At 64.4% G+C, this 26,670-nt stretch carries 24 protein-coding genes; 13 read left to right on the top strand and 11 right to left on the bottom strand.

The window, feature by feature from the left end; all coding sequences use genetic code 11:
* Positions 1–2 precede the first annotated feature (2 nt).
* The 3 genes from PTE30175_RS11965 (at position 3) to PTE30175_RS11955 (ending at position 4,826) form a co-directional block, all read left to right on the top strand.
* Positions 3–926 (top strand): MBL fold metallo-hydrolase, encoded by a 924-nt coding sequence (locus PTE30175_RS11965; protein WP_150697261.1) that lies wholly within the window; start codon positions 3–5, stop codon positions 924–926.
* A 337-nt stretch (positions 927–1,263) separates the two neighbouring features.
* Positions 1,264–2,211 carry an NAD(P)H-dependent flavin oxidoreductase gene (locus PTE30175_RS11960; RefSeq protein WP_150697260.1) on the top strand — a complete coding sequence of 316 codons (948 nt, stop codon included), beginning with the start codon at positions 1,264–1,266 and terminating at the stop codon, positions 2,209–2,211.
* 389 nt (positions 2,212–2,600) lie between these two features.
* The gene (locus PTE30175_RS11955) at positions 2,601–4,826 is read left to right on the top strand and encodes a hypothetical protein (RefSeq protein WP_150697259.1); all 2,226 of its coding nucleotides are present in this window, start codon (positions 2,601–2,603) and stop codon (positions 4,824–4,826) included.
* On the opposite strand, the gene PTE30175_RS11950 is transcribed toward PTE30175_RS11955, so the two are convergent.
* From PTE30175_RS11950 to PTE30175_RS11935, 4 genes are all read right to left on the bottom strand, one after another.
* On the bottom strand, positions 4,784–5,632 hold the full coding sequence (locus PTE30175_RS11950) for a 3-hydroxybutyryl-CoA dehydrogenase (RefSeq protein WP_150697258.1): 849 nt from the start codon (positions 5,630–5,632) through the stop codon (positions 4,784–4,786). The two genes, PTE30175_RS11955 and PTE30175_RS11950, sit on opposite strands and share 43 nt — an antisense overlap.
* 214 nt (positions 5,633–5,846) lie before the next feature.
* Positions 5,847–9,146 (bottom strand): fused isobutyryl-CoA mutase/GTPase IcmF, encoded by a 3,300-nt coding sequence (gene icmF / locus PTE30175_RS11945; protein ID WP_150697257.1) that lies wholly within the window; start codon positions 9,144–9,146, stop codon positions 5,847–5,849.
* Between the two features lie 236 nt (positions 9,147–9,382).
* On the bottom strand, positions 9,383–9,670 hold the full coding sequence (locus PTE30175_RS11940) for a hypothetical protein (protein ID WP_150697256.1): 288 nt from the start codon (positions 9,668–9,670) through the stop codon (positions 9,383–9,385).
* Positions 9,671–9,880: 210 nt separating this feature from the next.
* Positions 9,881–10,390 (bottom strand): hypothetical protein, encoded by a 510-nt coding sequence (locus PTE30175_RS11935; protein ID WP_150697255.1) that lies wholly within the window; start codon positions 10,388–10,390, stop codon positions 9,881–9,883.
* Between the two features lie 638 nt (positions 10,391–11,028).
* Between PTE30175_RS11935 and PTE30175_RS11930 the strand changes: the two genes are divergently transcribed.
* The 3 genes from PTE30175_RS11930 to PTE30175_RS11920 all read left to right on the top strand — a co-directional run bounded on the left by PTE30175_RS11930 (position 11,029) and on the right by PTE30175_RS11920 (position 12,578).
* Complete coding sequence (locus PTE30175_RS11930) at positions 11,029–11,412, top strand: hypothetical protein (protein WP_150697254.1); 384 nt, start codon at positions 11,029–11,031, stop codon at positions 11,410–11,412.
* Positions 11,413–11,524: 112 nt separating this feature from the next.
* Positions 11,525–11,929 carry a hypothetical protein gene (locus tag PTE30175_RS11925; protein WP_150697253.1) on the top strand — a complete coding sequence of 135 codons (405 nt, stop codon included), beginning with the start codon at positions 11,525–11,527 and terminating at the stop codon, positions 11,927–11,929.
* A 127-nt stretch (positions 11,930–12,056) separates the two neighbouring features.
* On the top strand, positions 12,057–12,578 hold the full coding sequence (locus PTE30175_RS11920; protein WP_420819629.1) for a cupredoxin domain-containing protein: 522 nt from the start codon (positions 12,057–12,059) through the stop codon (positions 12,576–12,578).
* A 3-nt stretch (positions 12,579–12,581) separates the two neighbouring features.
* Here PTE30175_RS11920 and PTE30175_RS11915 read toward each other — a convergent pair whose 3' ends face one another.
* Positions 12,582–13,172 carry an IMPACT family protein gene (locus tag PTE30175_RS11915; protein ID WP_150697252.1) on the bottom strand — a complete coding sequence of 197 codons (591 nt, stop codon included), beginning with the start codon at positions 13,170–13,172 and terminating at the stop codon, positions 12,582–12,584.
* The gene (locus PTE30175_RS11910; protein ID WP_150697251.1) at positions 13,169–14,047 is read right to left on the bottom strand and encodes a PhzF family phenazine biosynthesis protein; all 879 of its coding nucleotides are present in this window, start codon (positions 14,045–14,047) and stop codon (positions 13,169–13,171) included. Before PTE30175_RS11910 ends, PTE30175_RS11915 begins: the two co-directional genes overlap by 4 nt.
* Positions 14,048–14,363: 316 nt before the next feature.
* Here PTE30175_RS11910 and PTE30175_RS11905 point away from each other — a divergent pair, with 316 nt between their 5' ends.
* Positions 14,364–15,083 carry a pirin family protein gene (locus PTE30175_RS11905; protein WP_150697250.1) on the top strand — a complete coding sequence of 240 codons (720 nt, stop codon included), beginning with the start codon at positions 14,364–14,366 and terminating at the stop codon, positions 15,081–15,083.
* 217 nt (positions 15,084–15,300) lie between these two features.
* Positions 15,301–16,278: a copper resistance D family protein gene (locus PTE30175_RS11900; protein WP_150697249.1), complete on the top strand. Its 978-nt coding sequence runs from the start codon at positions 15,301–15,303 to the stop codon at positions 16,276–16,278.
* Positions 16,279–16,362: 84 nt separating this feature from the next.
* On the opposite strand, the gene fghA is transcribed toward PTE30175_RS11900, so the two are convergent.
* The 4 genes from fghA to frmR all read right to left on the bottom strand — a co-directional run bounded on the left by fghA (position 16,363) and on the right by frmR (position 19,247).
* Entirely contained in the window at positions 16,363–17,193 is an 831-nt protein-coding gene (gene fghA / locus PTE30175_RS11895; RefSeq protein ID WP_150697248.1) for an S-formylglutathione hydrolase, read from the bottom strand.
* Positions 17,194–17,198: 5 nt separating this feature from the next.
* Positions 17,199–17,774, bottom strand: coding sequence for an S-(hydroxymethyl)glutathione synthase (gene gfa, locus PTE30175_RS11890; protein WP_150697247.1), 576 nt, complete (start codon positions 17,772–17,774; stop codon positions 17,199–17,201).
* Between the two features lie 22 nt (positions 17,775–17,796).
* Entirely contained in the window at positions 17,797–18,906 is a 1,110-nt protein-coding gene (locus tag PTE30175_RS11885; RefSeq protein WP_150697246.1) for an S-(hydroxymethyl)glutathione dehydrogenase/class III alcohol dehydrogenase, read from the bottom strand.
* A 65-nt stretch (positions 18,907–18,971) separates the two neighbouring features.
* Positions 18,972–19,247: a formaldehyde-responsive transcriptional repressor FrmR gene (gene frmR, locus PTE30175_RS11880; RefSeq protein WP_150697245.1), complete on the bottom strand. Its 276-nt coding sequence runs from the start codon at positions 19,245–19,247 to the stop codon at positions 18,972–18,974.
* A gap of 283 nt (positions 19,248–19,530) precedes the next feature.
* On the opposite strand from frmR, the gene ada reads away from it, so the two are divergent.
* The 3 genes from ada to alkB all read left to right on the top strand — a co-directional run bounded on the left by ada (position 19,531) and on the right by alkB (position 22,233).
* Positions 19,531–20,718, top strand: a complete 1,188-nt coding sequence (gene ada / locus PTE30175_RS11875; RefSeq protein WP_150697244.1) for a bifunctional DNA-binding transcriptional regulator/O6-methylguanine-DNA methyltransferase Ada — start codon at positions 19,531–19,533, stop codon at positions 20,716–20,718.
* On the top strand, positions 20,711–21,487 hold the full coding sequence (locus PTE30175_RS11870; protein WP_150697243.1) for a 2OG-Fe(II) oxygenase: 777 nt from the start codon (positions 20,711–20,713) through the stop codon (positions 21,485–21,487). The genes ada and PTE30175_RS11870 overlap by 8 nt, the downstream gene beginning before the upstream one ends.
* A 95-nt stretch (positions 21,488–21,582) precedes the next feature.
* Positions 21,583–22,233, top strand: a complete 651-nt coding sequence (alkB, locus tag PTE30175_RS11865) for a DNA oxidative demethylase AlkB (protein WP_150697242.1) — start codon at positions 21,583–21,585, stop codon at positions 22,231–22,233.
* Between the two features lie 25 nt (positions 22,234–22,258).
* Here alkB and PTE30175_RS11860 read toward each other — a convergent pair whose 3' ends face one another.
* The gene (locus PTE30175_RS11860) at positions 22,259–22,870 is read right to left on the bottom strand and encodes an NAD(P)-dependent oxidoreductase (protein ID WP_150697241.1); all 612 of its coding nucleotides are present in this window, start codon (positions 22,868–22,870) and stop codon (positions 22,259–22,261) included.
* A 119-nt stretch (positions 22,871–22,989) separates the two neighbouring features.
* Here PTE30175_RS11860 and PTE30175_RS11855 point away from each other — a divergent pair, with 119 nt between their 5' ends.
* On the top strand, positions 22,990–23,901 hold the full coding sequence (locus tag PTE30175_RS11855; RefSeq protein WP_150697240.1) for a LysR family transcriptional regulator: 912 nt from the start codon (positions 22,990–22,992) through the stop codon (positions 23,899–23,901).
* 220 nt (positions 23,902–24,121) lie between these two features.
* Positions 24,122–25,846: an acid phosphatase gene (locus tag PTE30175_RS11850; protein WP_150697239.1), complete on the top strand. Its 1,725-nt coding sequence runs from the start codon at positions 24,122–24,124 to the stop codon at positions 25,844–25,846.
* Positions 25,847–26,670 lie beyond the last annotated feature (824 nt).

Below are 26,670 nucleotides of genomic sequence, written 5' to 3'. Positions count from 1 at the left end.
TCATGACATCGATCGCCCTGCCGGCCAAGATGCGCGTGTTCGAGCGCGGCTGGCTTTCTTCGAACAATATCCTGTTCCTCGGCGATTCGCCCGCGCTGATTGACAGCGGCTATGCCACGCACGCACCGCAGACGGTCGCGCTCGTCGCCAAGTCGCTGCCGCCCGGACGCACGCTGGAACGGCTCTACAACACGCATCTGCACTCCGACCATTGCGGCGGCAACGCGGCGCTGCAACAGCGCTTTGGCTGCCGCACATGGGTCCCCGCCGCCGAAGCGGACCCGGTCCGTCATTGGGACGAAGCGCGCCTGTCATTCCGCGCGACCGCCCAGCGTTGCGACCGCTTCAGTTTTGACGAAACGCTATCGCCCGGCGACACGATGACGCTCGGCGAGCGCGAGTGGCTGGTGCTCGGCGCGCCCGGGCACGATCCGCACGCGCTGATGCTGTACTGCCCCCACGACGGCACGCTGATCTCGGCCGACGCGCTGTGGCAGAACGGCTTCGGGGTAATTTTTCCGGAACTGGATGGCGAATCGGGGTTTGCCGAACAAGCTGCCGTGCTCGACCTGATCGAACAGCTCGATGTGCAGCGCGTGATCCCCGGACACGGCGCGCCGTTCGACGACGTCGCCGGTGCGCTTTCCCGCGCGCACAGCCGTCTCGACCATTTGCGCGGCGACCCGGCGCGCAACGCGCGAAATGCGCTCAAGGTGCTGATCGTGTTCCGTCTCATGGCCGAGCGCACGTTGATCCGTGCGTCGCTCGCCGACACATTGGCCGGCGCGCGCGCGTGGCGCAATGCGGCAGCCATGCTCGCGCCGCCTTCGAAATGGCCTGCGCTGCTCGATACGCTCGTCGACGAGCTGCTGCGCTCGGGGGCAGTGACGCAGGACGATGACGGCCGGCTGGCCGCGCCCGCCTGATCACAAAAAAACAACGCCGCTCACCCGAAGGCAAACGGCGTTTGAGGACGTGACGTGCCGAACGGCTGCAGCGGTCGCTACGCCGCAGCCGCCCCGCGACGCCGTTTCCGGGGCCGCATGGCACGCGAGATCATCCTATTCGTGCGCGCCAACGCCCATCAAGGGGATTTACCCTGATATCCCTGGACAACCCCGTCCGAACGCCGCGCGCCCAACTGAGGCATTCCTCGACTCGGTGATTCCACAGGGACACGCGAATGCCCCTATAATCGAACGATCGTTCGCGAACTTCAGCGACGCATGCCGCCCGCGTAACACGCGCCGACAAGGAGACTTCATGGCCCTACCTGCAATCCTGCAAAACCTGGCGCTGCCCGTGGTGGCTTCGCCCATGTTCATCGTCAGCTATCCGGAACTGGTCCTTGCGCAGTGCAAGGCCGGTATTGTCGGTTCGTTTCCGGCGCTCAACGCGCGCGAGCCGAAAATGCTCGAGGATTGGCTCGACCGCATGACCGAAGAGCTCGCGACCTATCGCGCCGCGAATCCCGACGCCGTGGTGGGGCCCCTGGCGGTCAATCAGATCGTGCATCAGTCGAACCCGCGCCTCGAACACGATGTGCGCGTGTGTGTCGAGCATCGCGTGCCGATCTTCATCACGAGCCTGCGGGCACCGCCCAAGGAACTGATCGATGCGGTGCACAGCTACGGCGGGATCGTGCTGCACGACGTGATCAATCTGCGGCACGCGCAAAAGGCCATCGAAGCCGGCGTGGACGGCCTGATCCTCGTTGCCGCCGGCGCGGGCGGTCATGCGGGCACGTTGTCGCCATTCGCGCTGGTCGGCGAAGTGCGCAAGATCTTCGACGGCCCCATCGTGTTGTCAGGTTCGATCGCCAACGGCGGCTCGATCCTGGCGGCGCAGGCCATGGGCGCGGATCTGGCGTATATCGGCACGCGCTTCATCGCGTCGACCGAGGCGAACGCCCACGAGTCCTATAAGCAGGCGATCGTCGACGCGAGCGCGTCCGACATCATCTATACGAATCTGTTTACGGGGGTCTCAGGCAATTACATTCGCCAGAGCATCGTCAACGCCGGACTCGACCCGGAAAACCTGCCCACGGCCGACAAGTCCGCCATGAACTTTTCGAAGGCGAAGGCGTGGAAGGATATTTGGGGTGCCGGACAAGGCGTCGGCCTGATGAACGAAATCGTGCCGGCCGGCGAGATCGTCGCGCGGCTCAAGCGCGAATACGACGAAACCCGCCGCCGCTTGTCGGTCTGACGCAATCCCAGCTTCTCACGCCGGCCCTCGTGCCGGCGTGACGCGCCTCGCGCCTGCGCTTCACCCCGCCGCTTCACCCCTCCGCCTCCCACGTGCCGGCATTTCCTTCACGTTTTGTGTCTCGCTCATTCGCCCCGACTCGCGCGAATCCGCCATTTGACCGCCTCACCGCCAAAGCGGCGTGAGGTTGCGGCGATTAGTGTTTCGCATGAGCCCCCGGCACCGGTCCGCGCCGAATGTGCGCAAAGCCGGTTTGTCATTCATCGCGACACGAGCGACACAATCTTGAGGAGCCCATGCCTTACCATTTTCCGCACGCCGTAAATCGTACGCCGCCGTTGCCGTACCGTCTGGCGCCCGGAGCAAACCGCCGCCCATCACAAGTCCGCATGGCAGGTGCCCTTGCGAAACGGGCCGGCGCGCAACACCCCGCACGCCCGGCCGCCGAATGCCGCCCCCCATTCGAATCCCTGAGCTTTCCGCTGGCCGAAGTCCATACGCGCGCGAAGTCCGCCCCCGGATCGCCGCCCCCCATTCACGTCCCGTCCGGAAGACTCGCGCTGGGCATCCAGTGCCTGCTGATCAGTGAACTGGTTCTGGCAAGCGCCGCGTCTCCCTTGTCCGGCAACCCGCCGCGGGCGGCGGCGATGCGGTCGCTGCATCTCGACTTTCCGTTCAAGCAATCACGTTTGCCCGCTGCGCCGCCCGTGCGTCCCGACTTGGCGCCCGTCGGCCGGCAACGTGCAAGCCGAGATATTTGGCCGATCGTAGCATTGCGCCACTACCCGTGGCTCCTCTCGACGACAGAACCAAGCGTTTCGACGCATTCCGGCAATGCCGGACCTTCGGGGCCCCGCTTGCCGAAGTTGCTCTACTGGTATCTCATGCATTTGGTCACCACCCGGGACGCCGGTGTCACGGACACCCCACCTGCGGTCTCCAATGTCACCATTCGCAAGATGGCGCCTGATATCGTCAAGACCCGCTACTCGGCGCAAGACATTCTGAGCGCCCTGGGCGATGCGGCGCATCCCTTCGAAAAACTCGGCGACTTCTTTCGTAACGCATGGGCCGCTACGGGAAATCCGCCGATCCCGGCGCGCAAATGGGCGTCGGCCAAGGGCTGGCTCAAGCGAGTCGATGCATTGACCGCACCATTACCGGTTGTCACGCAAACGCGCCTGGCCGGTCTTGTCGCCCAGCAGATGGCGGACGTGAGCGCAGGCAAGCCGCCGTCCATCGATGCTATATCCGACGTACTGTCCCAAACCGACTTGCGCGGGTTCGCAGCCGCGAAGGATATATTTGCCCTGGTTGACCCCGCCGACAACGCTCTCCCGTTTGATCTCGAACCGGAAAGCACCCTTTCCGGCCCGCCGGGCAGATGGCCGGAACCGGGGGCGGGGGAGGCACAGGAATTCGCCGATCATGCATTGCCGTTCAAGCCCGACCCCGAACCCCACGCCAGCGTGGCGCCATTCCTTGGCGCCAAGGGTGAAGCGGCTTATCTCAAAGGGTATGACTACGCGATCGGCGATGGGGCTGAACCTGCGGGTACCGGCTCGCCCGGCATCCTGACAACGTCGCAAGGCACATTGCTCATTCGCGGCAATGCCGGATATTACCGGGTACGCCAGGACGCTGGCTCCGGGCAATGGTTCATCCATACCGGCGCGCGGGCACGTCCGGAAATTCCGCTGGTGTGGAGCGAGGCTAGCGGCAAGTGGCAAGCCGAGCCACCGCTTTGTCTACGCGGCGGCGGTTGCGGCGGCAGCAAAGGACAACGGCCGGAGTCCGAGGCAGCCCTCGTCAGCGACAGCATCTACGCCGACGATCGCGTTCTGATCGCCGTTTCCGATAGGCGGGTACGCTCGGCCATCAATGACGCGTTTGACTCGCTGGCCGAGATGCATTTGAAGAGAACCAACCGGCCGGAGTATCGCGCGCGACAGGATCACAGTATCTTGGAGGCGCGCCATGACCTGGCGAAATTGCACCGGGGCATCGACAATTCCGAGCCGCTATGGTTGCAGCAACTGGAGGCGGCTGAGGCCACCGGCCGATACTACATCGATCATCCAACCCACGAGGCATACTGCCACGAACATGCGGAGATCCTTTCCTGGCATTTGGCCGAAAACGGCGTACCGCTGCAAAACTTCCGCATCATCACGATGGCGTCCGGCCCTCACACCGGACACGTGGCGGTGCTGTACACGGAGTCTCCCGTGGTGATGGACGTCCTTACCCACAGTACACCGATCGATCAACCGCCCGATACGCCCGACGGTATCACCGCAACGGAATTCGCGAGGCTGGTTTTCCCGTATCGGAAGCAAACGCTGATACTCGACCCTTGGGCCTCGCAGAAAATCATTCGCTTCGACACGGCCACGTCGCGCGAAGACGTAGCGCTGGCCATCGCCGATACGCTCATCGACGCGGGCATACCCGAGGGCCGGCCTTATCGGGTGTCGATCACGCGGCCTGTGACGCCACGCCAGAGCGCCAGATCGTCGCCGGACAGGCCTTCGCGGCAAGTCCGGCGCGCGCCGGACGTGACGCCCAGCGCTCAGTACGTGTACACGCCGCGGCCGGTCTTGCGGCCGAGATAGCCGGCCGCCACCATTTCCTTGAGCAGCGGACACGGGCGGTACTTCGAATCGGCGAACTCTTCGTAATAGACGTTCATGACCGACAGGCAAACGTCCAGCCCGATCATGTCGGCCAGCGCCAACGGTCCGATCGGATGATTGCAGCCCAGCTTCATGCCTTCGTCGATCTCCTCGGGCGTGGCGAGGTTCTCCGCCAGCACGAAGAACGCCTCGTTGATCATCGGCACGAGGATGCGATTGACGACGAAGCCCGGCGCATTCTTCACCGTAATCGGCGACTTGCCCAGCTGACGTGCCAGCGCATCCACGTCGGCATGGGTCGCATCGCTCGTCTGCAGGCCACGGATGATTTCGACGAGCGCCATCAGCGGCACCGGATTGAAGAAGTGCATGCCGATGAACTGCTCGGGACGCGCCACCACCGCTGCCAGCTTCGTGATCGAGATCGACGACGTGTTCGACGCCAGGATCGCCTCGGGCTTCGCCGCGGCTTCGAGCTGCTTGAGAATCTTGACCTTCAGGTCGAAGTTCTCGGTGGCGGCTTCGATCACGATGTCGGCCTGCGCAAGCGCGGCGTAATCCGTGGCCACCGTGATGCGGGCGAGCGTGGCCGCCTTGTCCGCCGCCGTGATCTTGTCCTTCTTGATGAGACGGTCGAGGCTGCCCGCCACAGCGGCGAGTCCCTTCTGTACGGCCGCATCGCTGATGTCGACCATCGTCACGGGCAATCCCGCAACCGCGCAAGCCTGCGCAATGCCGTTACCCATGGTGCCGGCGCCGATGATCCCTACGCTTTGAATCGTCATGTCGTGTCTACTCCATACTCCGTGGACGCCCATTTTCTGTCGGCAGCGTGCGCTCGTGGGGGGCACGCGCGGGCCCGCCTCCGTCGCGACGAAATCGGAGGCGCCATACGCCGCGCACGCGTGGTTCTGCCGTCAAGATCCGCGGGCGACGGGATCTTGCACTGCACAAATGATAACGCGAGTGCCGCGTCCCGGAAACCCGTGGCGATTTCCGTCACATATTGCGGCGATATTGCCCGCCCACTTCGAACAGCGCCTGCGTGATTTGCCCCAGGGAGCACACACGTACGGCATCCATCAGCACCGCAAAGACGTTTTCGTCCGCGATCACCGCCTGTTGCAGACGCCGCAGCATCTGTGGCGCGGCGTCGGCGTGGCGCGCCTGAAACGCGCGCAACCGGCGCAGCTGGGACTGCTTCTCGTCTTCCGTGGACCGCGCCAGCGGCACGGTGCCTGCATGGGCCTCGCTGTCCGGGGCCACGAACGTGTTGACGCCGACGATCGGGTACGAGCCGTCGTGCTTGCGATGCTCGTAATACAACGACTCCTCCTGGATCTTGCCGCGCTGGTAGCCCGTTTCCATGGCGCCGAGCACGCCGCCACGCTCACTGATGCGCTCGAACTCGCACAGCACGGCCTCTTCCACGAGATCCGTCAGTTGTTCCATCAGGAAGCTGCCCTGATTCGGATTCTCGTTGTACGCCACGCCCCACTCGCGATTGATGATCAACTGGATGGCAAGGGCACGCCGCACGGACGCCTCGGTCGGCGTGGTGATGGCTTCGTCGAACGCGTTCGTGTGCAGCGAATTGCAGTTGTCGTAGATCGCGATGAGCGCCTGCAACGTCGTGCGGATGTCGTTGAAGTCGATCTCCTGCGCGTGCAGGCTGCGCCCGCTGGTCTGGATGTGATACTTGAGCTTCTGGCTGCGTTCATTCGCCCCGTACCGGTCGCGCATCGCCACGGCCCAGATGCGGCGCGCAACGCGTCCGAGCACCGCGTATTCGGGGTCCATGCCGTTGGAGAAGAAGAACGACAGGTTCGGCGCGAAATCGTCAACGGCCATGCCGCGCGCGAGATAAGCTTCGACAAACGTGAAACCGTTGGACAGCGTGAACGCCAGTTGCGAGATCGGGTTCGCACCGGCTTCGGCGATGTGATAGCCGGAGATCGACACCGAGTAGAAGTTGCGCACGCGGTGATCGACGAAATACGCCTGGATGTCGCCCATCACCTTGAGGCTGAATTCCGTCGAGAAGATACAGGTATTCTGGCCCTGGTCCTCCTTGAGGATGTCCGCCTGCACCGTGCCGCGGACTTGCTCGAGCGTGCGCGTGCGCACGGCTTCGGCTTCGCTGGCGTTCGGCGCGCGGCCATGCGCCTTCTCGAAACGCGCCATCTGCTGGTCGATTGCGGTGTTGAAGAACATCGCAAGGATGGTTGGCGCGGGGCCGTTGATCGTCATCGACACCGAGGTCGACGGCGAGCAGAGATCGAAGCCGTCGTAGAGCGCCAACATGTCGTCGAGCGTGGCGATCGAAACGCCCGCGTTGCCGATCTTGCCGTAGATGTCGGGGCGTTCGTCCGGGTCGAAGCCATACAGCGTGACGGAATCGAAGGCCGTCGACAACCGTTTGGCCGCCATGCCCGCCGAGAGCAGTTTGAAGCGGCGATTGGTGCGCATCGCGTCGCCCTCGCCCGCGAACATGCGCGTCGGATCCTCGTTCTCGCGCTTGAACGGAAACACGCCCGCTGTATACGGAAATGCGCCCGGCAGGTTCTCGCGCATCAGCCAGCGCAGGAGTTCACCATCGTCCCGATAGGGCGGCAGCACGACTTTCGGAATCCTCAGGCCGGACAGCGTGGTGCGCGTGAGCGTCGTGTGAATCTCCTTGCCGCGCACCTTCGTGACGAGGTCATCGCCCGTGTACGCGTCGCGCGTCGCCGGCCAGCTCGCCAGCAACGCGCGTTCGGTCGCGCCCAGTTGCGCTTCGCGCGCTTCGCGCAGCGCGTCGAGCGATTGCGAAACGGCAGCGGTGTCCGCCGTCCCGGCGCCGCCGGCCATGCGCGCGCTCTCGCGCAACTGCTGGACCTCGTGCGCGAGCGTGCTCTGCGCCTCGGCGTGGACGTGATACTGACGGACAGTCTGCGCGATCTCCGCCAGATATCGCACGCGCGCGGCCGGTACGATAGCGTGCAGTTGCGTCGAGTGCCGGACATCGACACGCGGCAATCGGCCACGGCCGTCGCCGATCGGGCGGCCACGGGCGGCGAGCATCGCCACGAGGCCCTGGTACAGCGCCGTCACGCCGTCGTCGTTGAAATGGGCAGCCATCGTGCCGTAGACGGGCATCTCGCCGGGCGGTGTCTGCCAGGCGTTGCGGTTGCGCTGCACCTGCTTGGCGACATCGCGCAAGGCGTCCTGCGCGCCCTTGCGGTCGAACTTGTTGATGGCGACGAGATCGGCGAAGTCGAGCATGTCGATTTTCTCGAGCTGGGTAGCCGCGCCGAATTCGGGCGTCATGACATACAGCGAGACGTCAGCGTGCTGCACGATGGCCGCGTCGCCCTGGCCGATGCCGGAGGTCTCCACCACGATCAGGTCGAAGCCCGCCGCCCGACAAGCCGCCAGCGCGTCCGGCAGCGCCGCGGACAGTTCCCCGCCTGCGCCGCGCGTGGCCAGCGAGCGCATGAAAACACGAGGTCCGTTGCCCCAATCGCCAATGGCGTTCATGCGGATTCGGTCGCCAAGCAATGCGCCGCCCGACTTGCGCCGCGACGGATCGACGGCGAGCACGGCAATCGTCAGCGCATCGTCGTGATCGAGGCGCAGGCGGCGGATGAGTTCGTCGGTCAGCGATGACTTGCCCGCCCCGCCCGTGCCCGTAATACCGACGACCGTCGTTTTCGCAGCAGCGGCACGTTGCTGGAGCGCCGCGCGTGATTCTGCCGACAGTTTGCCGTTTTCGAGCGAGGAAATTGTCTGTGCCAATGCGCGGCGGTCGCCGTCGAAGACAGGCTGCATTGACAAGGGCGCGAACTGCGACAAGTCGCCGAGTTCACCGGCGCAACGCCGCAACATGTCGTCGATCATGCCTTGCAGGCCGAGCTGCTGGCCGTCGTGCGGAGAATAGATGCGCGTGACGCCGTACGCGTGCAGCGCGGCGATCTCGTCGGGCACGATCACGCCGCCGCCGCCGCCGAACACCTTGATATGCGCCCCGCCGCCCTCGCGCAGGCGATCGATCATGTACTGGAAGTATTCGACGTGCCCGCCCTGATAACTCGACACGGCAATGGCGTGGACATCTTCGTCGAGCGCCGCCTGCACCACTTCGGCGACCGAGCGGTTGTGGCCCAGATGAATCACCTCGGCGCCGCTGGCCTGCAGGATGCGGCGCATGATGTTGATCGAGGCGTCGTGGCCGTCGAACAGGGCGGCCGCGGTGACAAAACGCAAGCGCAGCGCCGGCGTGGCGCCGTGTATTTTTTGCGCGACGGACAGATCGGTCATGTCTCCCCCTTTTCGGTCACGGCGGGCGTGCCGCCGTGCGGGTTCGGTTCGGACAGTATATGACCGGTTGCGCCGAGCGTTAGAACTTCATGCGGATGCCGGGGCGCTCAGACAAGCCCGCGCCGCCAACGCGCGAGTGTTGCTCAGATGCAACACTGGTGGGTAAGACTTGGGGGGAGGCAGGGAATGATGAAAGCCGACGTCGGGGGCGGGGTCGGGGTCGGGCTTACGGGGCGTCAGTCGCGCCGGCGCCCGCCGTGCCCGTTGCCGCCGCCGTAGCCGTAGCCTTGCTCACGGCGATTGCCCTGCGCATCGTAGCGCCGTTCGCGTCCATCGGCCGGTGCAGCCCAGTTCGGAAACTCAGGCTCGCCTCGGCCGCGGTCGGCGTTGAAACGGCTGATGGCGTCGCGCAACGACGCCTTGTTGACGTCAAGCGGGTCGCGCATGCGACCGCCGTCCGCCCACGAAAGGGACGCGACACTCAGCAGCAGCAGCAGGGCACACCAGCGAATACGGGCACTCATCTCGATCTAACCAGACAACGGCCGGCCCAGGAGAGTGGGGCCGGTTCGCACGAGGCGCCTCCCAACGTCTGCGGCTTGCAGCAACGGGGTCAGCGCCAGGATTGAATGTACCGGGCGGGGCCGGTGAGCGTCGATGGAAAAAATGTTAGAACGGGCGATCGTGTGCAACCGTTTGTAACCGGCGCCGATGGATGCGCGTTTTGCGCCGCCTTACTGCTTCTCCACCGACAGCGAAATCTCGCGGATGCGCTCACCGCGCCGGGTCACGGTGTCTTGCGCCGATATCGTGAAGTTGACCGGACGGCCGTATTTCTTGCTCGTCATCAGCCAGTCGGCGGGCAGGCCGGTGGTCGTTGTCGTGGTGGTCCGCACGGTGGTCACGCCGCGCGTGCAGCGGGCGACGTCGCGCGCGAACTGTTTCGCCCGGTCGCGCATCGCTTCAGGCGTGCTCGACTGGAAGTCCCAGACGCACTCGTACGTTGGCGCCAGGCCATTGCCCCGGAAAATCTTGCAGTCGCCGCTCGGCATCGAATACGTTGCCTGATAGCTCGCACCCTGCTCGTTCTGGGCCAGCAGCGGGCCGGTCATGTCGTCGAAACCCTGTTGCGCGCTCTTCGCCAGTCCGTAAATGCCATCGCACTGGCCTGCGGCGAACGCCGCCTGCGTGACGCACAACAGCGTCAGCACGGCACACTTCTGTATTTTAGTCGTTACCATCATTGGAATCTCTGGAGGCGGATCATTGGCCGCGCAGCGGCCCCCGCCGCTTTGTCGTGATCCGTCATGCCCCGACATTAAACCGCAAAGCGGCGCGCGGCGAAACCCGGGGCCTGTTCACGCAGCCCCTGGACACCTCGGCGTTCGCGTGCCAATTCGAGTGGTACTGCGTGCACAAGTTCGCCAGCCCATCATCCATTCGACTGATGGCGGCGATGCGTGCATACCCTATACTCGAGGTGCAGTCTGACTGCTACGTATGGCCCGCATTACCGGCGGTTCGCCGCCATTGGCCATACCACCATGGTGCCAAGTCTTCTTGGACCTTACCATGCCGCTCCGGTACGTGCGGCTGGCGACGGCCCGATGGGTCTCAACCGGCGGAAACTTCCGCCGGTTTTCATTTCCGGATAGCCGATTTACGCAGACCCCGCCTCGGGGCGCGCCCTATCATGCCAACGGCTTAGGCAAAAGTGCCGATATCGTCGCGCGCGCCGCTCTGCAACTATCAAATCACAAGACCAATATTCATCGGGCACTCACCTTCGGGAAGTCAACGGAGTGTTTGTGGATACCTGTACGTCATTCGCGCCGCGCCTGCTTCGCCGGTGTGATGTCTCGCGCCTGAGCGGGTGAGCGCCATGGGACATCCATCGATTCCCGGCCGCGACGATCCGGTCACGCACTACGTGCGCGGTCACGGGGGCACCCTCGCGCATGTGCTCGAAGCCCTGGGCAAATTTCATACGCGCCATGGGCATTGGCCGACGCACCTTCACGTTTATCCCGAAACCCTTGCCGCGCTGGTGCAGGACCTGACCCCGCTCGGGTTCTACATGGTGCAGCTCAAGGTCGAGGTCGTCTCCGATCTCGAGCGCGACCTGTTCAGCGCCGACACCCTCGGCAACATCGCCATCTACCGCGTGCAAGCGGGGAGCATAGGCGACGTGAGCCGTGACGCCGCGCAATGGCTGGGACTCGTCTGCGACGACACCGTGCTGTCGATCCGCCCGCCATGGAGCTGAACGCACCGCCATCCGTCCCGTCGATCGACCCTGCACTTACATTCGCCCCTTTCTGACACGCCGACGTCGTGTGCGGAACGGGCCAACGCCTCCACCGTCCTGCGAGGACACCATGAACCGCTTAGCGATTGTGCTCGATGGCCTGATGCTGCTCTACCTCGCCGCTGCGGCCGTCGTCGGCATGCAAGCCAGCCAGGTCATCCCTGGCGTACTGCTCGCCAACGTACTCGGCATCCTGTTGGGGTTGCTCATGCTCGCTGTGCTGGCCGCACCTTTTTACGTGTCGCTGGTGGTCCTGGCCACGATGAGCGAACGGCACCTGCGTCTTGCCGCATGGCTGCACCGCCTGCTGCTGGCCTTGATGATCGGGCTGACGATGATCTCGATGCTCGCCGGCCATGGCGTGGAAATTTCCGCGCCGTTGTTCGCGCTGGTCGCCACGGTGTCGATCGTGAACCTGATCGCGTTGTCCCGGCAGCATACGCAATCGCAAACGTTTCATCGGTTCGGGCACTGATACCGGTTCGGCATGGGGAATGCGCAACCGCACGCCTCGCGTATGTCGTGCGCGCGAGGACGATGCTAGACTGCGTGGCATGACCGATTGGCGCAAACTCCTCGAGATGTTCGAAACCACGACCCACATTTCCCGCAGAACCGTTGCAATGACGCTGACGGCAGCGTTGACGATTTTGCTGACGGCCGTGCCCATGCCGGCCGCCCATGCCGATGGCCAACATGCGCAACACGATCACCACGCCGCATCCGATGGCATTGGCGAGCCCGGCGACGCCGCCCGCGTCACGCGCACGATCGACGTCGACATGCATGACGCCATGCGCTTCACGCCCGCGACAATCACGGTCAAGCGCGGCGAAACGATCCGCTTTAACGTGAAGAACAGCGGCCGCGTGCGTCACGAGATGATGCTCGGCACGGTCAGCGCCTTGCGCGAACACGCCGAGATGATGCGCAAGATGCCGCAGATGGAGCACGCCGAGCCCAATGCCGTGACGGTCGATCCGGGCAAACGCGGCGAGTTCGTCTGGCACTTCACGCAGGCCGGCGAGGTTCCGTTCGCGTGTCTCGAGCCGGGGCACTTCGAAGCCGGCATGGTCGGCACGATCCGGGTACGCGCCGACGCGGGGTCGATCGGCGGCGGTTGACGGCTACGCGAGTGGAAGCCGCGTCAGCCCCCCGCTGAGGGTTTCGGTGGCGGCCGATTCGAACGCGTCGACATCGCGCGCCTTCAACCGAAGGCGCAACGTCACGGCGTCGCTGTATGCGGCATCGAGCACTTCCGCCCCGTGCCGTTCGGCCACGCGGCGCAACGCCGCCTCATGGCTGAATGCGCAGCGGTAGGCCACCTCGACAGTCGGCTCGACCGCCGTGAGCGTCGCAAGCTTCAGCGCTTCGCTCACCGCCTGGCCGTATGCGCGCGTCAGGCCGCCGGCGCCAAGCTTGATGCCGCCGTAATAGCGCACCACCACGGCGAACACGTTGGCGAGGTCCTTGTGCATAAGCACGTTGTACATGGGCTTGGCTGCCGTGCCGCCCGGTTCGCCATCGTCATCGAAGCCGGACGCGCCCTCGCACAGCAACACCCAGCAGTAATGCGTGGCGTTTGGAAAGCGGCGCTTGAGCGCCTCGAGTTCGCGCATGGCCGCGTCACGCGAAGCGATCGGCATGACAATGCCGATGAAACGGCTTTTCCTGATATCGAGTTCGACCTCGACCGCCTGGGCCAAAGCAAACGTCAAAGCGTCACCGCCCCGCGCGCGAGTTCGATAACGTTGCCGCCCACACGAATTTCACGCGCCGCCGTGACTTCCAAGGTCAGGCGGCATGGCCGCTCGACGCGATCGCCCTGCGACACGCGGGCGCGCAACGGCAACGGGCGCCCCTGCGCAATGAGCCAGCCGCCAAGGTTCGCGCATGCCGACCCGGTACCCGGATCCTCGCTCACGCCCCCGCCCTGCGTCGTAAAGAAATAACGCGCGGTGATATCGAGCACGCCATCGTGCTCGCCGTCGATCGAAAACACATAGCCGGTCTTGCGCGCGAGGCTCGACAACGGCCATTGTTCCAACCGCGCCGAGTCGGGCTGTGCACGCATGACAGCGGCCGCGTCGCGCAACGGGATGAGGAGTTGATCGGCGCCGGTGTCGACCCATTGCGGCGACGAGGCGAGATCGGCGGTTGTCAGGCCCATGAGTGCGGCCACTTCGGCGTCGCTCTCGCGCGCGGCCTGCGTTTTCGGCGCGCCGCCGGCCGGGGCCGTCAGCGTCCAGTGATCGCCGTCGGCATGCACGGGCACGCGACCGGCCAGGAAGTCGATCGCCACGTCGCGGCCCAATCCCCTCAGCGAGCGCAGCACATGTGCCGTGCCGAGCGTGGGGTGGCCCGCAAAGCGCATTTCATAACCGGGCGTGAAGATCCGCACATGGGCGTCGGCCTGCACACCCTCGCGCGGCGCAAGGATGAAGGTCGTCTCGGACAGATTGAATTGCCGCGCGAGCGCTTGCATCTGGTCCTCGGTCAAGCCGCGCGCGTCTTCAAAGACACACAGCGGATTGCCGCCGAATGTCGTTTCGGCAAAAACGTTGAGGATGCGAAAGGCGTACGAGTTGGACATAAGCAACGAACTCCGGAAGCGCAAATTCAGGACGCCGACATCACCAACCGGCGCCAAAGGCCCGTTATCAGCGGGAAGACCCCAAGTCTCGCACAAGCACAGCCGGCGGGAACAGGCACAGTTGAAAATCGGATTGGCCCGGTCCGCGAATCAGATACATCCGAACTACCATGGGGAATGCCTCCGGCGCCCTCGTGTTGTTTGTCAACCCACAAGAGACAATAATTCTCAATACAGCACGATTATGATTTTAGTTTGAGACACTACACTTACAGTCATCGAGGGCGTGACCCTCTCACGACAGAAGGAGTCCTTCATGCTGGATATCAGAAAAGCCGCTGACCGAGGCGTCGCAGATCATGGCTGGCTGCGTTCGCGCCATACGTTCTCGTTCGCGAACTATTACGATCCGAACCAGGCCGGTTTCTCGGACCTGCTCGTGATCAATGACGATCGCGTGGCGCCAGCCCAGGGTTTCGGCAAGCATCCCCACCGCGACATGGAGATCTTTTCGTACGTGCTGGAAGGCGCGCTCGAGCACAAGGACACCATGGGTACGGGGTCGGTGATCGAACCGGGCGACGTGCAATTGATGACAGCCGGGCGCGGCGTGGCGCATAGCGAGTTCAATCACTCGAAAAGCGACCTGGTGCACTTTCTGCAGATCTGGATCGTGCCGGGTGAGCGCGGCCTCACGCCGGAGTATCAGCAGCGCCGCTTCACGCCCGAAGAAAAGCGTGGTCGGTTGCGTCTGATCATCTCGCCGGACGGCAGCGACGAATCGCTGCGCATCCACCAGGATGCCCGCGTGTACGCCGGTCTGTTCGACGGGAACGAGTCGGCCACGCTCGAACTCGCGCCGAATCGCTATGCATACGTGCATGTCGCGCGCGGCAGTGTCAGCGTCAACGACGTGGCGCTCGGTGAAGGCGACGGCCTGCGCGTGCGCAACGAAACCGCGCTCACGCTCAGCCGGGGCAAGGACGCCGAAGTGCTGGTGTTCGATCTGCGGCCGATCGAAACGCCGGATTTCTGAATCCCGGCGCGCACTGCGAAAGCAGTCGCGGCACGGCAGCTCGCGTTGCCGTGCCGCGTTCTCGTTGCGGGCTTTGCGACGGCGACGCATGCGCGGCAGCGCAAGGTCTGCGATACTGCGCCATCGCCGCGTTCTCCGATCCGACCATGTCCCGATTCGTTCGCATCGAATTCGTTCTTCGCGCCCGCAGGGTGGCTCCTCCCTTTCCCGTGAAGTGATGGCGCCCGATCTGGCCGCGCTCACGTGGCAGCCCAGCGCTGCCGGTCTGCTCGATCTGGCGCTCGCCCTGGCTGCCGGCGTGCTGGTGTTGCGCCACCCGCACGCGGTGCGTCCGGGATTGACGGTGCGCACACTGCCGCTGTTCGCCGCGGGACTTGCCGCGTTATCGCTCCTTGCCTATCTCGCCGCCGGTACCGTCGCCATGACAGGCGGAGATGAGGATGGCGCCGGCGCGTTCCTTGCGGACGTCTGGGCCGTACTCACGCAATCGCATTTCGGGGCGATGCAATGGCTCGCCGCGACGGGCGTCATGCTGATCGCCTGCGGCGCCTGGCTGTGGCGGCAGGCCCGCAAGAAGCTTGCGTTGACTGCCTTTTCGGCCGACGACCCGCGCGACCGGCACCATCAGCGCGAACATCAGGCCGAGCGCCTGGCGCGCGGCATTTTCGGCGCGGGCGTCGTTGCGCTGGCCGTCGCGCGGGCGGCCACCGGCCATGCGGCCGACGCGGGGTTTGTCAGCGCCGCCGTGCTCATCCATACGTTCCACGTGCTGGCCGCGGCCACCTGGACCGGTACGCTGCTCGTCGCCGGCTGCGCACTGCCGGGCTGGCGCCGGTGGCCCGTCGGCGCGCGCGCCGCGTATGGCGAACGGCTGTCGTCCATCGCCACCCTCGCACTGCTCGTGGTGCTGTGCAGCGGCCTGTTCAACGCGTGGCGCACGATCGGCGGCACGCCTGTCGCGTCATCGAATCCCGGCGCCGCACCGTATCTGGTGTGGCTGGGCGCGAAGCTCGTGCTGGTGGTGTTTGCCATTTCCCTTGGCGCATGGAACCGTTGGCGCTTCCTGCCGCGCCTGGCCGGCGACGACCACGCCGCACAGCGCGCCTTCGCTCGCATCGTCGCCATGGAAGCCCTGGTGCTTGTGATGGTCATCACGTTCGCAGCCAAACTCGGCACCACCATGCCGCCGGCCTAGCAGGCTGTCGAAATTGAGTCCCATCCAAACGGACGTTGGGCTCGGCGTTACGGATATCGATGGCATCGCGCTCGTGAGGGTCAATCAGCGAAGCGCCTTCGCGTGATGGTCAAGATGCTCGCCGATGAAAGTGGCGATGAAGTAGTAGCTGTGGTCGTAACCCGGCCGGAGGTTCAGTTCAAGAGGGTAGGCGGCTTCCTGGCAGGCAGCGCGAAGCATTTCCGGCTTCAACTGGCTTGCCAGGAATTCGTCGTCCGCGCCCTGATCCACCAGCAGCGGCAGCCGCCCGGTCGTGGTTCCGATCAACGCCACTGCGTCGTGCTGCTTCCACGCTTCGCGGTCGCGGCCGAGATACGCCGTGAACGCTTTTTCGCCCCACGGCACCTCGCTCGGCGCGACGATCGGCGAGAAAGCCGACACGCTGCGGTAGCGTCCGGGATTGCGCAGTGCGATGGTCAGCGCGCCGTGGCCGCCCATCGAATGTCCGCTGATCGCCCGAGCGTCGCTGGCAGGAAAGCCGGCCTCGATCAATGCCGGCAGCTCGTCGACCACGTAGTCGTACATGCGGAAGTGCCGTGCCCATGGCTGCTGCGTGGCGTTGATGTAGAATCCGGCGCCTTTGCCGAGGTCATAGCCCGGATCGTCGGGCACATCGTCGCCGCGCGGACTGGTGTCCGGCGCGACGATGATGATGTCGTGCCTGGCAGCGTATCGTTGCGCACCGGCCTTGGTGATGAAGTTCTGCTCCGTGCAGGTCAGGCCGGAGAGCCAATACAGAACGGGACACTTCCTGCCTTGCAATGCTGCGTTCGGCAAAAAGACACCGAACCGCATCTCGCATCCAAGGGTGACGGAAGCGTGTTTCCAGACTTCCTGGTATCCATCGTGGCTCGCGTGCCGCTCGATTCGCTCCATGCCGATCAGGCCTCCCGATAAGTGCCTTTGGCCTTGGCAGCATGGATGGCCAGAATATCCATCAGCTCCGGGCTCAGGCAATCGTAGGGCTCGAGACCCTTGCTGCGCAGTGTCTGGCGTACCTCAGCCATTGCAGACGGCGGGGTGCCGCTTTCGATGATCGAAGAGACAAAAGCCGCGAAGCCGGGGCCGTCCCAGCCGGTATCCTTCGACAGTTCGGTATGGATGAAATCCAATCCGTAGAAGGCGTGGTCCTTGTTTTCGATGCGTCCGAAAAGGTGCGTGCCACATGCGGAGCAGGCGTGGCGCTGGATCAATGCCTTGTCGTCCACCACGCTCAGTTTTTCGCCATGCGCGCTGACAGCAACCTTGTCGCGTGGCACGACACCCACGACCGAGAACAGGGCGCCCGCCGGCTTCCAGCACTTGCTGCAGCCGCATGCATGATTGAACGCGACTTGCGCATCAATCCGAACTTCGACCGGATCGTGCGCGCACTGGCAGCGCAGTGTGCCGCCCGCAAAATGGTCGGTTCCCTTGTGAATGCCACGATCAACAGCAGGATGAATTGCGATAGTCATGTACAACCTCCTTTACGATGCCTCAAAAGTGAATGACGGTCCGGATTGACTTGCCTTCATGCATCAGGTCGAACGCTTCGTTGATTTCCTCGAGCGATTTCGTATGAGTGACGAACGGTGCGAGCTGAATCTTCCCGTTCATGGCGTCTTCCACCATGCCCGGCAACTGTGATCGCCCCTTGACTCCGCCGAAGGCCGTGCCGAGCCAACGCCGGCCGGTGACCAGTTGAAACGGGCGAGTGGAGATTTCCTGACCGGCGCCTGCCACACCGATGACGACCGATTGTCCCCAGCCGCGATGCGCGCATTCGAGCGCGGCGCGCATGACGTTGACGTTGCCGATGCACTCGAAAGTGTGGTCGACACCCCACCCCGTCATTTCCACGATGACTTGCTGGATCGGCTTTTCGAAATCCTTGGGGTTCACGCAATCGGTGGCGCCGAAGCTGCGCGCCAATTCGAACTTGGTCGGGTTGGTATCGACGGCGATGATGCGTCCGGCCTTGGCGAGCTTTGCCCCCTGGATCACCGCGAGGCCGATTCCGCCCAGCCCGAACACGGCCACGGAGTCGCCTTCCTGTACCTTGGCCGTGTTCTTCACTGCGCCGAGCCCCGTGGTCACGCCACAGCCAAGCAGGCAGACGTGCTCATGGTTGGCCTGCGGATTGATCTTCGCGAGCGATACTTCTGCGATTACGGTGTATTCGCTGAACGTGGAGCAGCCCATGTAGTGATAGACGGGTTGGCCGTTGTAGCTGAAGCGAGTGGTGCCGTCGGGCATCACACCTTTGCCTTGGGTGGCGCGCACAGCCACGCACAGGTTGGTCTTGCCGCTCTTGCAGAACAGGCATTCGCCGCATTCGGCGGTGTAGAGCGGGATAACGTGGTCGCCCGGCTTGACGCTGGTGACGCCTTCACCCACTTCCACGACGACGCCGGCGCCTTCGTGGCCAAGCACGGCGGGAAACAGACCCTCAGGATCGTCGCCCGAAAGCGTGAACGCATCCGTGTGGCACACGCCGGTGTGGGTGATTTTCACCAGGACTTCCCCCGCGCGAGGGGGCTCGACGTCGATCTCGACAATTTCCAGGGGTTTGCCGGGTGCAAATGCAACAGCAGCACGCGATTTCATGTCAGTCCTTTAGACGAGAAAGAAAAATGTTCGGCAACCCGCCGTTCGGGCGGCCGCCAACGAATTCAACGGAGGTACGAGCGCACCAGCGAGACGACTTCGTCGATGGATTTCTGCGAACTTCCGGTCGCTTCCGCGACATGGGAAAACTCCTCTCGCAAATGGCTTTCGAGAACGCCGGCCATCAATCCATTGATGGCGCCGCGCACGGCGGCGATCTGCTGAAGAATCGGTCCGCATTCAGCGCCTTCTTCCAGTGTGCGCTCAAGCGCATCGATCTGTCCTCTTACGCGACGTACGCGCGCCAGAACGCGTTTCTTTTCCTCGAGCGTATGTGGCATGTCATCCTTCGATTGGAACTGGGTGGGAGTATATATAGCATACTCCCTGGCAGTATACCTAGTAGTTCACCTGATATTGAAGATTGCTGTGGCCAAGGCGCGCGTCATCGCTGCAACGACTGGCCGAACGTGCGAAGATCGGCATATCACCAGATATGACGCGGCGCCGGCAAATGCGCGCCGCGATGTTTCGTCCCGCCGAATTCAATCGCAAGAAGCGGAGCGCGCGTCCCCGGCCGCGTCACTAGACTGAAGGCATTCAACGTGCCATCAGGAGAACGCCATGTCTTTGTCCCAGCCCACTTCGCGCCGGCGCGAGTCTGCGCCCGACTCGACGGCGCCGCGAACCGGCAATGCCGCGCCGAACGCCAAACGCAAGCCGCGCTATACGACTGACGCTGCACGCTGGGCGGCGGTTATCGCACGCGACAAAGCCGCCGACGGCCGCTTCTATTACGCTGTGCGCACCACCGGCGTCTATTGCCGGCCCTCCTGCGGGGCTCGCCTCGCACTGCGCGAGAACGTGTCGTTCCACGACTCGCGCGAAGCGGCCGAGCATGCAGGATTCCGCCCGTGCAAACGCTGCAAGCCGGACAAGGCGGGATTGGCAGCCGAGCACGCCGCACGCATCGCCGCCGCCTGCCGCCGCATCGAGTCCGCCGACGCGATGCCCAGCCTTGAGATGTTGGCATCGGAAGCCGGACTCAGTACCTATCACTTTCATCGCCTGTTCAAATCGGTGACGGGTCTGACGCCGCGCGCATATGCCAACGCTCGTCGCGGCGAGCGGGTGCGCAGCACCCTGCCCATCGCCAGCAGTGTCACCGAGGCACTGTATGACGCGGGGTTCAATTCGAACGGACGCTTCTACGCCGCCGCCGGCGACATGCTCGGGATGAAACCCGCCGTCTTCCGCGACGGCGGCGCGAATGAGGTCATCCGCTTTGCCGTCGCGCAATGCGCGCTGGGCGCACTGCTGGTCGCCGCGACGCCGCGCGGCCTGTGCGCGATCTCGCTCGGCGACGATCCCGACGCCCTTGTGCGCGAATTCCAGGATCGCTTCCCGCAGGCGCAGTTGATCGGTGCGGATGCCAAATTTGAGCGATGGGTCGCGCAGGTCATCGGTTTTGTGGAAACGCCGCGCATCGGCCTCGGCCTGCCGCTCGACGTGCGGGGTACGGCCTTCCAGCAACGCGTGTGGCAAGCGTTGCGCGATATCCCGCCGGGACAAACCGCCAGTTACAGCGACGTGGCCGAGCGCATCGGCTCGCCGCGTTCCGTGCGCGCCGTCGCCATGGCGTGCGCCGCGAACACGCTCGCGGTCGCGATTCCGTGCCATCGCGTCGTGCGCCAGAACGGCGACGTATCCGGCTATCGATGGGGCGTGGCAAAGAAGCGTGCGCTATTGGCGCGTGAAGCCTCCGAGGGAGCGCGGACACCGGGTGCATCAACCGGGGATGTCAATGCTTGACCTGAGCGCTGAAATTCCTGCGCCCATCGCACCGGCGCAATCGATAACGCTCGCCGCCCGTATCGGCGGCCTCGCGTGGGATGCCCTTCGCGAATCGCTCGACGCGCGGGGCTATGCGCAGATCGACGGCCTGCTCGACGCGAAAACTTGCCGCGATCTCGCCGCGCTGTACGACGCACCCCATGATGCCAACGCCGCGCCGCGCTTTCGCAGCCGTGTGGTGATGGCTCGCCACGGCTTCGGCCGCGGCGAATATCAATACTTCGCATATCCGCTGCCGCCCGTTGTCGCGACACTGCGCGAAGCGTTCTACGCGCCGCTGCGCGAGGTCGCACACCGCTGGTATCGGGCCATGGGCATCGACATCCGGTATCCGCCTTTATATGCAGATTTCCTCGCCCGCTGTCATGCGGCCGGACAAGTCCGGCCAACACCGCTGCTGTTGCGCTACGGCGTCGACGATTACAATTGCCTGCATCAGGATCTATACGGCGAGCATGTCTTCCCGCTGCAAGTGGCGATCCTGTTATCGGAGCCCGGAGAAGATTTCGAGGGTGGGGAATTCGTGCTGACGGAACAGCGTCCGCGCATGCAGTCGCGCGCGGAAGTGGTGCCGCTCAGGCGCGGCGATGCGGTGGTATTTGCCGTGCATCACCGGCCCGTGCAGGGCACGCGTGGCGTCTACCGCGTGAACCTGCGGCACGGTGTGAGCCGTCTGCGCGCCGGTCACCGGCACACACTGGGTGTAATTCTTCACGATGCGCTTTGACGAGCGATGCCGTCCACCGCGCGTGTATCGCATCTGCCCCCATCAGACACCATTGAGGACATCGACGGCCGGTGACACCCCGCCGTCAACGCAGCATGGCAGACCTTTTCGATACCGATACGGACCCGAACCCGCGTGAGCTTGTGCTGGCCGATGGCGCGATGCTGTTGCGCGGCTACGCACTCGATTACGCTGACGCCCTGCAAGCCGGCATCGACGCGGTCGTCGCCGCCGCACCGTTGCGGCATTGGGAGACGCCCGGCGGCAAGCGGATGTCCGTCGCCATGACCAATTGCGGGCAATTCGGCTGGATCAGCGACCGCCGCGGCTATCGCTACGGCACTCACGATCCGCTGTCGGACCGACCATGGCCGCCGATGCCGGCGGCCTTCCTCGCACTGGCGCAGGCCGCCGCGCGCGACGCCGGCTTTTCCGGCTTCATGCCCGACGCATGCCTCGTCAACCGTTACGTGGGCGATGCGCGCCTGACGCTGCATCAGGACCGGGACGAGCGCGATCTCGGCGCGCCGATTGTGTCAGTCTCATTGGGATTGTCCGCAGCCTTTCTGTGGGGTGGCGCGAAGCGCAGCGACCGGCCGCGCCGCGTGCCGCTTAATGACGGCGACGTGGTCGTCTGGGGCGGTCCGTCCCGCCTCGCTTACCACGGCGTGGCGTCAATCGGCGGCGGCACGGACCCGCGCTACGGCGACGCGCGCTTCAACCTGACATTCCGCCAGGCGCGCTGACCCAGCCGCCGACTGGGTCACCGGCTTAATAGCCGATGGTGAATCGTGCGCGCGGATGCTTGTCGGTTTCGAGTTCGTCAACGAGCGCAATCGCGTAGTCTTCCATCGAAATCCAGCTCTTGCCTTGGGCGTCCACCAGCAGGCTGTCGCCGCCAAGGCGGAACTTGCCCGTGCGCTCGCCCGGCTCGAATAGCGCCGACGGCGACAGGAAAGTCCAGTTCAGTGCCGATTCGCCGCGCAACACCTTGAGGAAGGCGCGGCCTGCGCTCGCTTCCGGCTTGTACGCTTCCGGAAATTCCGGCGTGTCGATCAGCGCCTTGCCCGGCGCGATTTCCAGGCTGCCGGCGCCGCCGACGACCAACAAGCGCGGCACGCCGGCTGCCTTCACCGCGGCAATCAGCTTAACCGGATCCACGGTCGCAAAACGGCCTGCGCTGATCACGGCGTCGTGACGGGCGAGCACCGGCGCGAGCGCGTCAGGATGGGCGGCGTCACCGGCGACCACCGTCAAACCGGCTTCCGGCTCGACACGTTCGGGATTGCGGGCGATGCCGGTGACCGTGTGACCGCGTTGCAGCAGTTCGGCGGCGATACGCGAGCCGACACGGCCGGTGATACCGATAAGCGCGACTTTCATGAAATTCTCCAGATGGGCCGCCGATGCGTTCGATCGGCGATGAATGCCATCGTAATCTCCCCCGACGGGCAGAAAAAGCCCATAATGACGATTACTTTGTTGCATTTTTCGAGCAAATCATGGACCGTCTGACCGCCATGCGCGTCTTCACCGAGGTGGCCGAACGCGGCTCGCTTACGGCGGCGGCCCAGAGGCTCGACATGTCGCGCGCCATGGTGTCGCGCTATCTGGCGGAACTCGAAACATGGCTCGGTGCACGTCTGCTGCACCGGACGACGCGCGCGGTCAGCCTCACCGAAGCGGGCGTCGACGCCTTGCCGCGTTGCCGCCAGTTGCTCGGCATCGCCGACGAACTGGTGACGGCCTCGACCGATGGCGACGCCCCGCGCGGGCTGCTGCGCATTACCTGCAGTACCGGCCTCGCGCAAAGTTTCCTCGCGGCGGCGGTCACGCGTTTCATCGAGCGGCATCCGGCCGTGTCGGTTGACCTGCTGGTCGTCGACCACACCGTCGATCTGGTCGAAGAACGCATCGATCTGGCAATTCGCGTCACCTCCGAGCCGGCGCCAGGACTGATCGCGCGCAAGCTGGCGGCGTGTCCGTCGGTCGTCTGCGCCGCGCCTGCCTATCTGCAACGGCATGGCACACCGGAGCGCGTCGAGGATCTGGTCACGCACAACTGTCTCACCTACGCATACTTCAGCAAGAGTCTGTGGCAGTTCGAGCACGATGGCACGCCGGTCAGCGTGCCGGTCAGCGGCAACCTCAGCGCGAATGAAGCCAGTGTGTTGCTGGCCGCCGCGCTCGCCGGCGCGGGTATCACGATGCAGCCGCTGTATGCTGCGCTCCCCTTGCTGCGCGACGGATCGCTGCGCCCGCTGCTCGCCGGCTACACGCCGCGTGCGCTGACCATCTACGGTCTCTACACCTCGCGCAAGCAAATGCCGACAGCCTTGCGCGCCCTACTCGACGATCTCGTGCTGCAATTCGCCGCGGCACCGTTCCCCAACGCCTCCATCAACGCAAGCTGACCCCTCCGGCGACCTTGTCACGGATTTGTCACGCAAGCCGCGTAAAAACGGCGCTTGCCGCCTGCGCGTGAGCGGTGCCGCGTACGCCCCGAAGGAAGTCCCCTTGGGGGACGCCCCGAAGGAAGTCCCCTTGGGGGGGCGCCCCGAAGGAAGTCCCCTTGGGGATAACGCCGCACGTTGATCGCGCGCATGGATCCTGAGACATGCCAAAGCGAACAACATGACGCACGACGCCCCCTCCGATTCCACTGATTCCGCCGGTTCGCACGACCCGGCGCAAGAGCCTAACCGCCGCGACGACACGCCCGCCGACCCTTCCCGCCGCCGCCTGCTGCAAGGGCTGGCCGCCATCGGCGTGTCGGGCGCCACCGGCACGTTGACCGGCTGTGCGACGGAATCCGGCGCGCAAGCACCGACCGCCGTGCCCGCCAGCGACACGTTCGATGCGCAGTTGAAGTCGAACATCCAGACCGTGGTCGTCATCTATCTGGAAAACCGCAGCTTCAACAACCTGTTCGGCGATTTCCCCGGCGTTTCGCAGCCGCTGTCAAAAGTCCCCGCCTCGCACTACACGCAGATCGACCGCGATGGCAAGACGCCGCTGCCCGCCCTGCCGCCCATTTGGGGCGGTCTCGTTCCCAAAGCGCAGCAAATCGGCGGCAAGCAATACCTGATCGGCGAACAGGCCATCACGGGATTGCCGAACGCGCCGTTCATGCTCAAGGATGCCGAGGGCAAACTGCTGCCCGAGAGCGTCATCACGCGCGACCTGTGGCACCTGTTCTGGCAGAACCAGATGCAGATCGCCGACGGCCGCAACAACCAGTTCGCCGCCTGGGCCGATTCGGGCGGTCTCGTGATGGGCTATTACGGCGAGACCGCCAAAACGCTCAACCTGTGGAAGAACGCGCAGCAATACACGCTGTGCGACAACTTCTTCATGGCGGCCTTCGGCGGCTCCTTCCTGAACCACCAGTTTCTTGCCTGCGGCCGCGCGCCGGTGTACCCCAATGCAGCGCAAAGTCCCGCGCGCGACAAGATCGCGGTACTGGCGGATGGACCGGCCGGCACGCGTCTTGCCGTAGCGCCGGACTCGCCCGCGTCGGCCATCGCGGGCAAACCGAAGTTCGTGCGCGACGGCGCCATCACGCCGGACAACTTTGCCGTCAACACGATGCTGCCGCCGTATCAACCGAGTCCGGTCAAGCCGCCCGCCGCGGGCGATGCGCGCCTGGCCGATGCATCGCATCCAACGACACTGCCGCCGCAAACGCACGCGACGATCGGCGATCTGCTGTCCGCAAAAGGTGTGTCATGGGCCTGGTACGCCGGCGCCTGGCAAGCCGCGCTCGATCACAAGGGCGGCGCGGATACGCCGAACTTCCAGTATCACCATCAGCCGTTCAATTACTTCGCGCAGTTCGCGCCGGGCACGTCCGCGCGCGAGACGCATCTGCGCGACGCCGGTCTCGGCGACAGCCCGATCTCGAACCGGTTCCTTGGCGATGCAATCGCGGGCAAGTTGCCTGCCGTAACGTTCTACAAGCCGCAAGGCAATTTGAACCAGCACGCAGGGTATTCAGATGTGGAATCGGGCGATCAGCACGTCGCCAACGTGTTGGCGCACCTGATGAAGTCGCCGCAGTGGCGCAACATGATGGTCGTGATCACCTACGACGAAAACGGCGGCTGGTGGGATCATGTCGCGCCACCGAAGGGCGACCGCTGGGGGCCGGGTTCACGCGTTCCGGCGCTGGTTGTCTCGCCGTTCTCGAAGCAGGGTGTCGTCGACCATACGCTATACGACACCACGTCGATCCTGCGCTTTCTTACGCGCCGCTTCGACCTGCCCCTGCTCGAAGGGCTGGCCGAACGCAACGCGGCATTCGCCGCGCGCGGCGCCGCACCGCCGGGGGATTTGACACCCGCGTTGCGGTTTGCCTGACGCCCGTCGGAGATCTTCTCGATCTCGCTACGCCGATGAGTCGGGCTCGCTGCGAAACCGGCAACGCATGCGTACGGTCGACCATCGCTTGGCGCTCAGCAATCCCGGCTTGGAGAGTGCGCCTTCTAAATCAGGCCCCGGGCGCTCCACTTATCCGGCTGTCCGAATTCGCACGGCCACCTCTCCCTAATATCCACGATCCCTCACAACGCTCAGCCTTGGCCGCATTTACGGCCGAATGCGGCTCAGTCAAGGAGACAACCTTTGCGCTGCAGAAACTAGAATTCAGCTCCAGCAGCGCCTCGTAGTCATGGCCCTTCTTCGGTATAAACGTAACTGCGACGCCACAGGAATAAAAATGCGCCGGGTCGGTCAGAATCATTAGTGTAATGGGCTGATTGGCGGCTACGTACAACTCCGCCGAATCGGCCGGGTCAGCGTAGCGGCTGCTCGGCATGCCAATTTGGCGGCCACGAAACCCATTGCTGGCTACGAGGCGACCAAGAACTGTTCCTGCTCCCGGAGACGACCAATCGATGCAACTCTTGCCGGGTATCGCCTTGACCAAACCATTTCCGATCACCCGCAACCGAGCCCGATCCCCGTCTAGTGCCTCTGCCGCAGGCCGAAACTGCGTACTGATGCCACTGCAACCTGAAAGGGCTAGCGCTAAAACCGTCAATGCCAGCTCCCTGATAAACCGACTCAACTTCATTTAGTTGTTCCTCGATCAGCGATCTATTCTTTCTACGTCCAGGCAAGATTATCGCCACGGCAACGTGCGCTGTAGTGTCGGAGCAAGGGCGCACTCCAAGCCAGCGCCC

The organism is Pandoraea terrae (assembly GCF_902459695.1).
Taxonomy (GTDB): Bacteria; Pseudomonadota; Gammaproteobacteria; order Burkholderiales; family Burkholderiaceae; genus Pandoraea; species Pandoraea terrae.
This window is presented reverse-complemented; position numbering and strand designations above follow the sequence as displayed.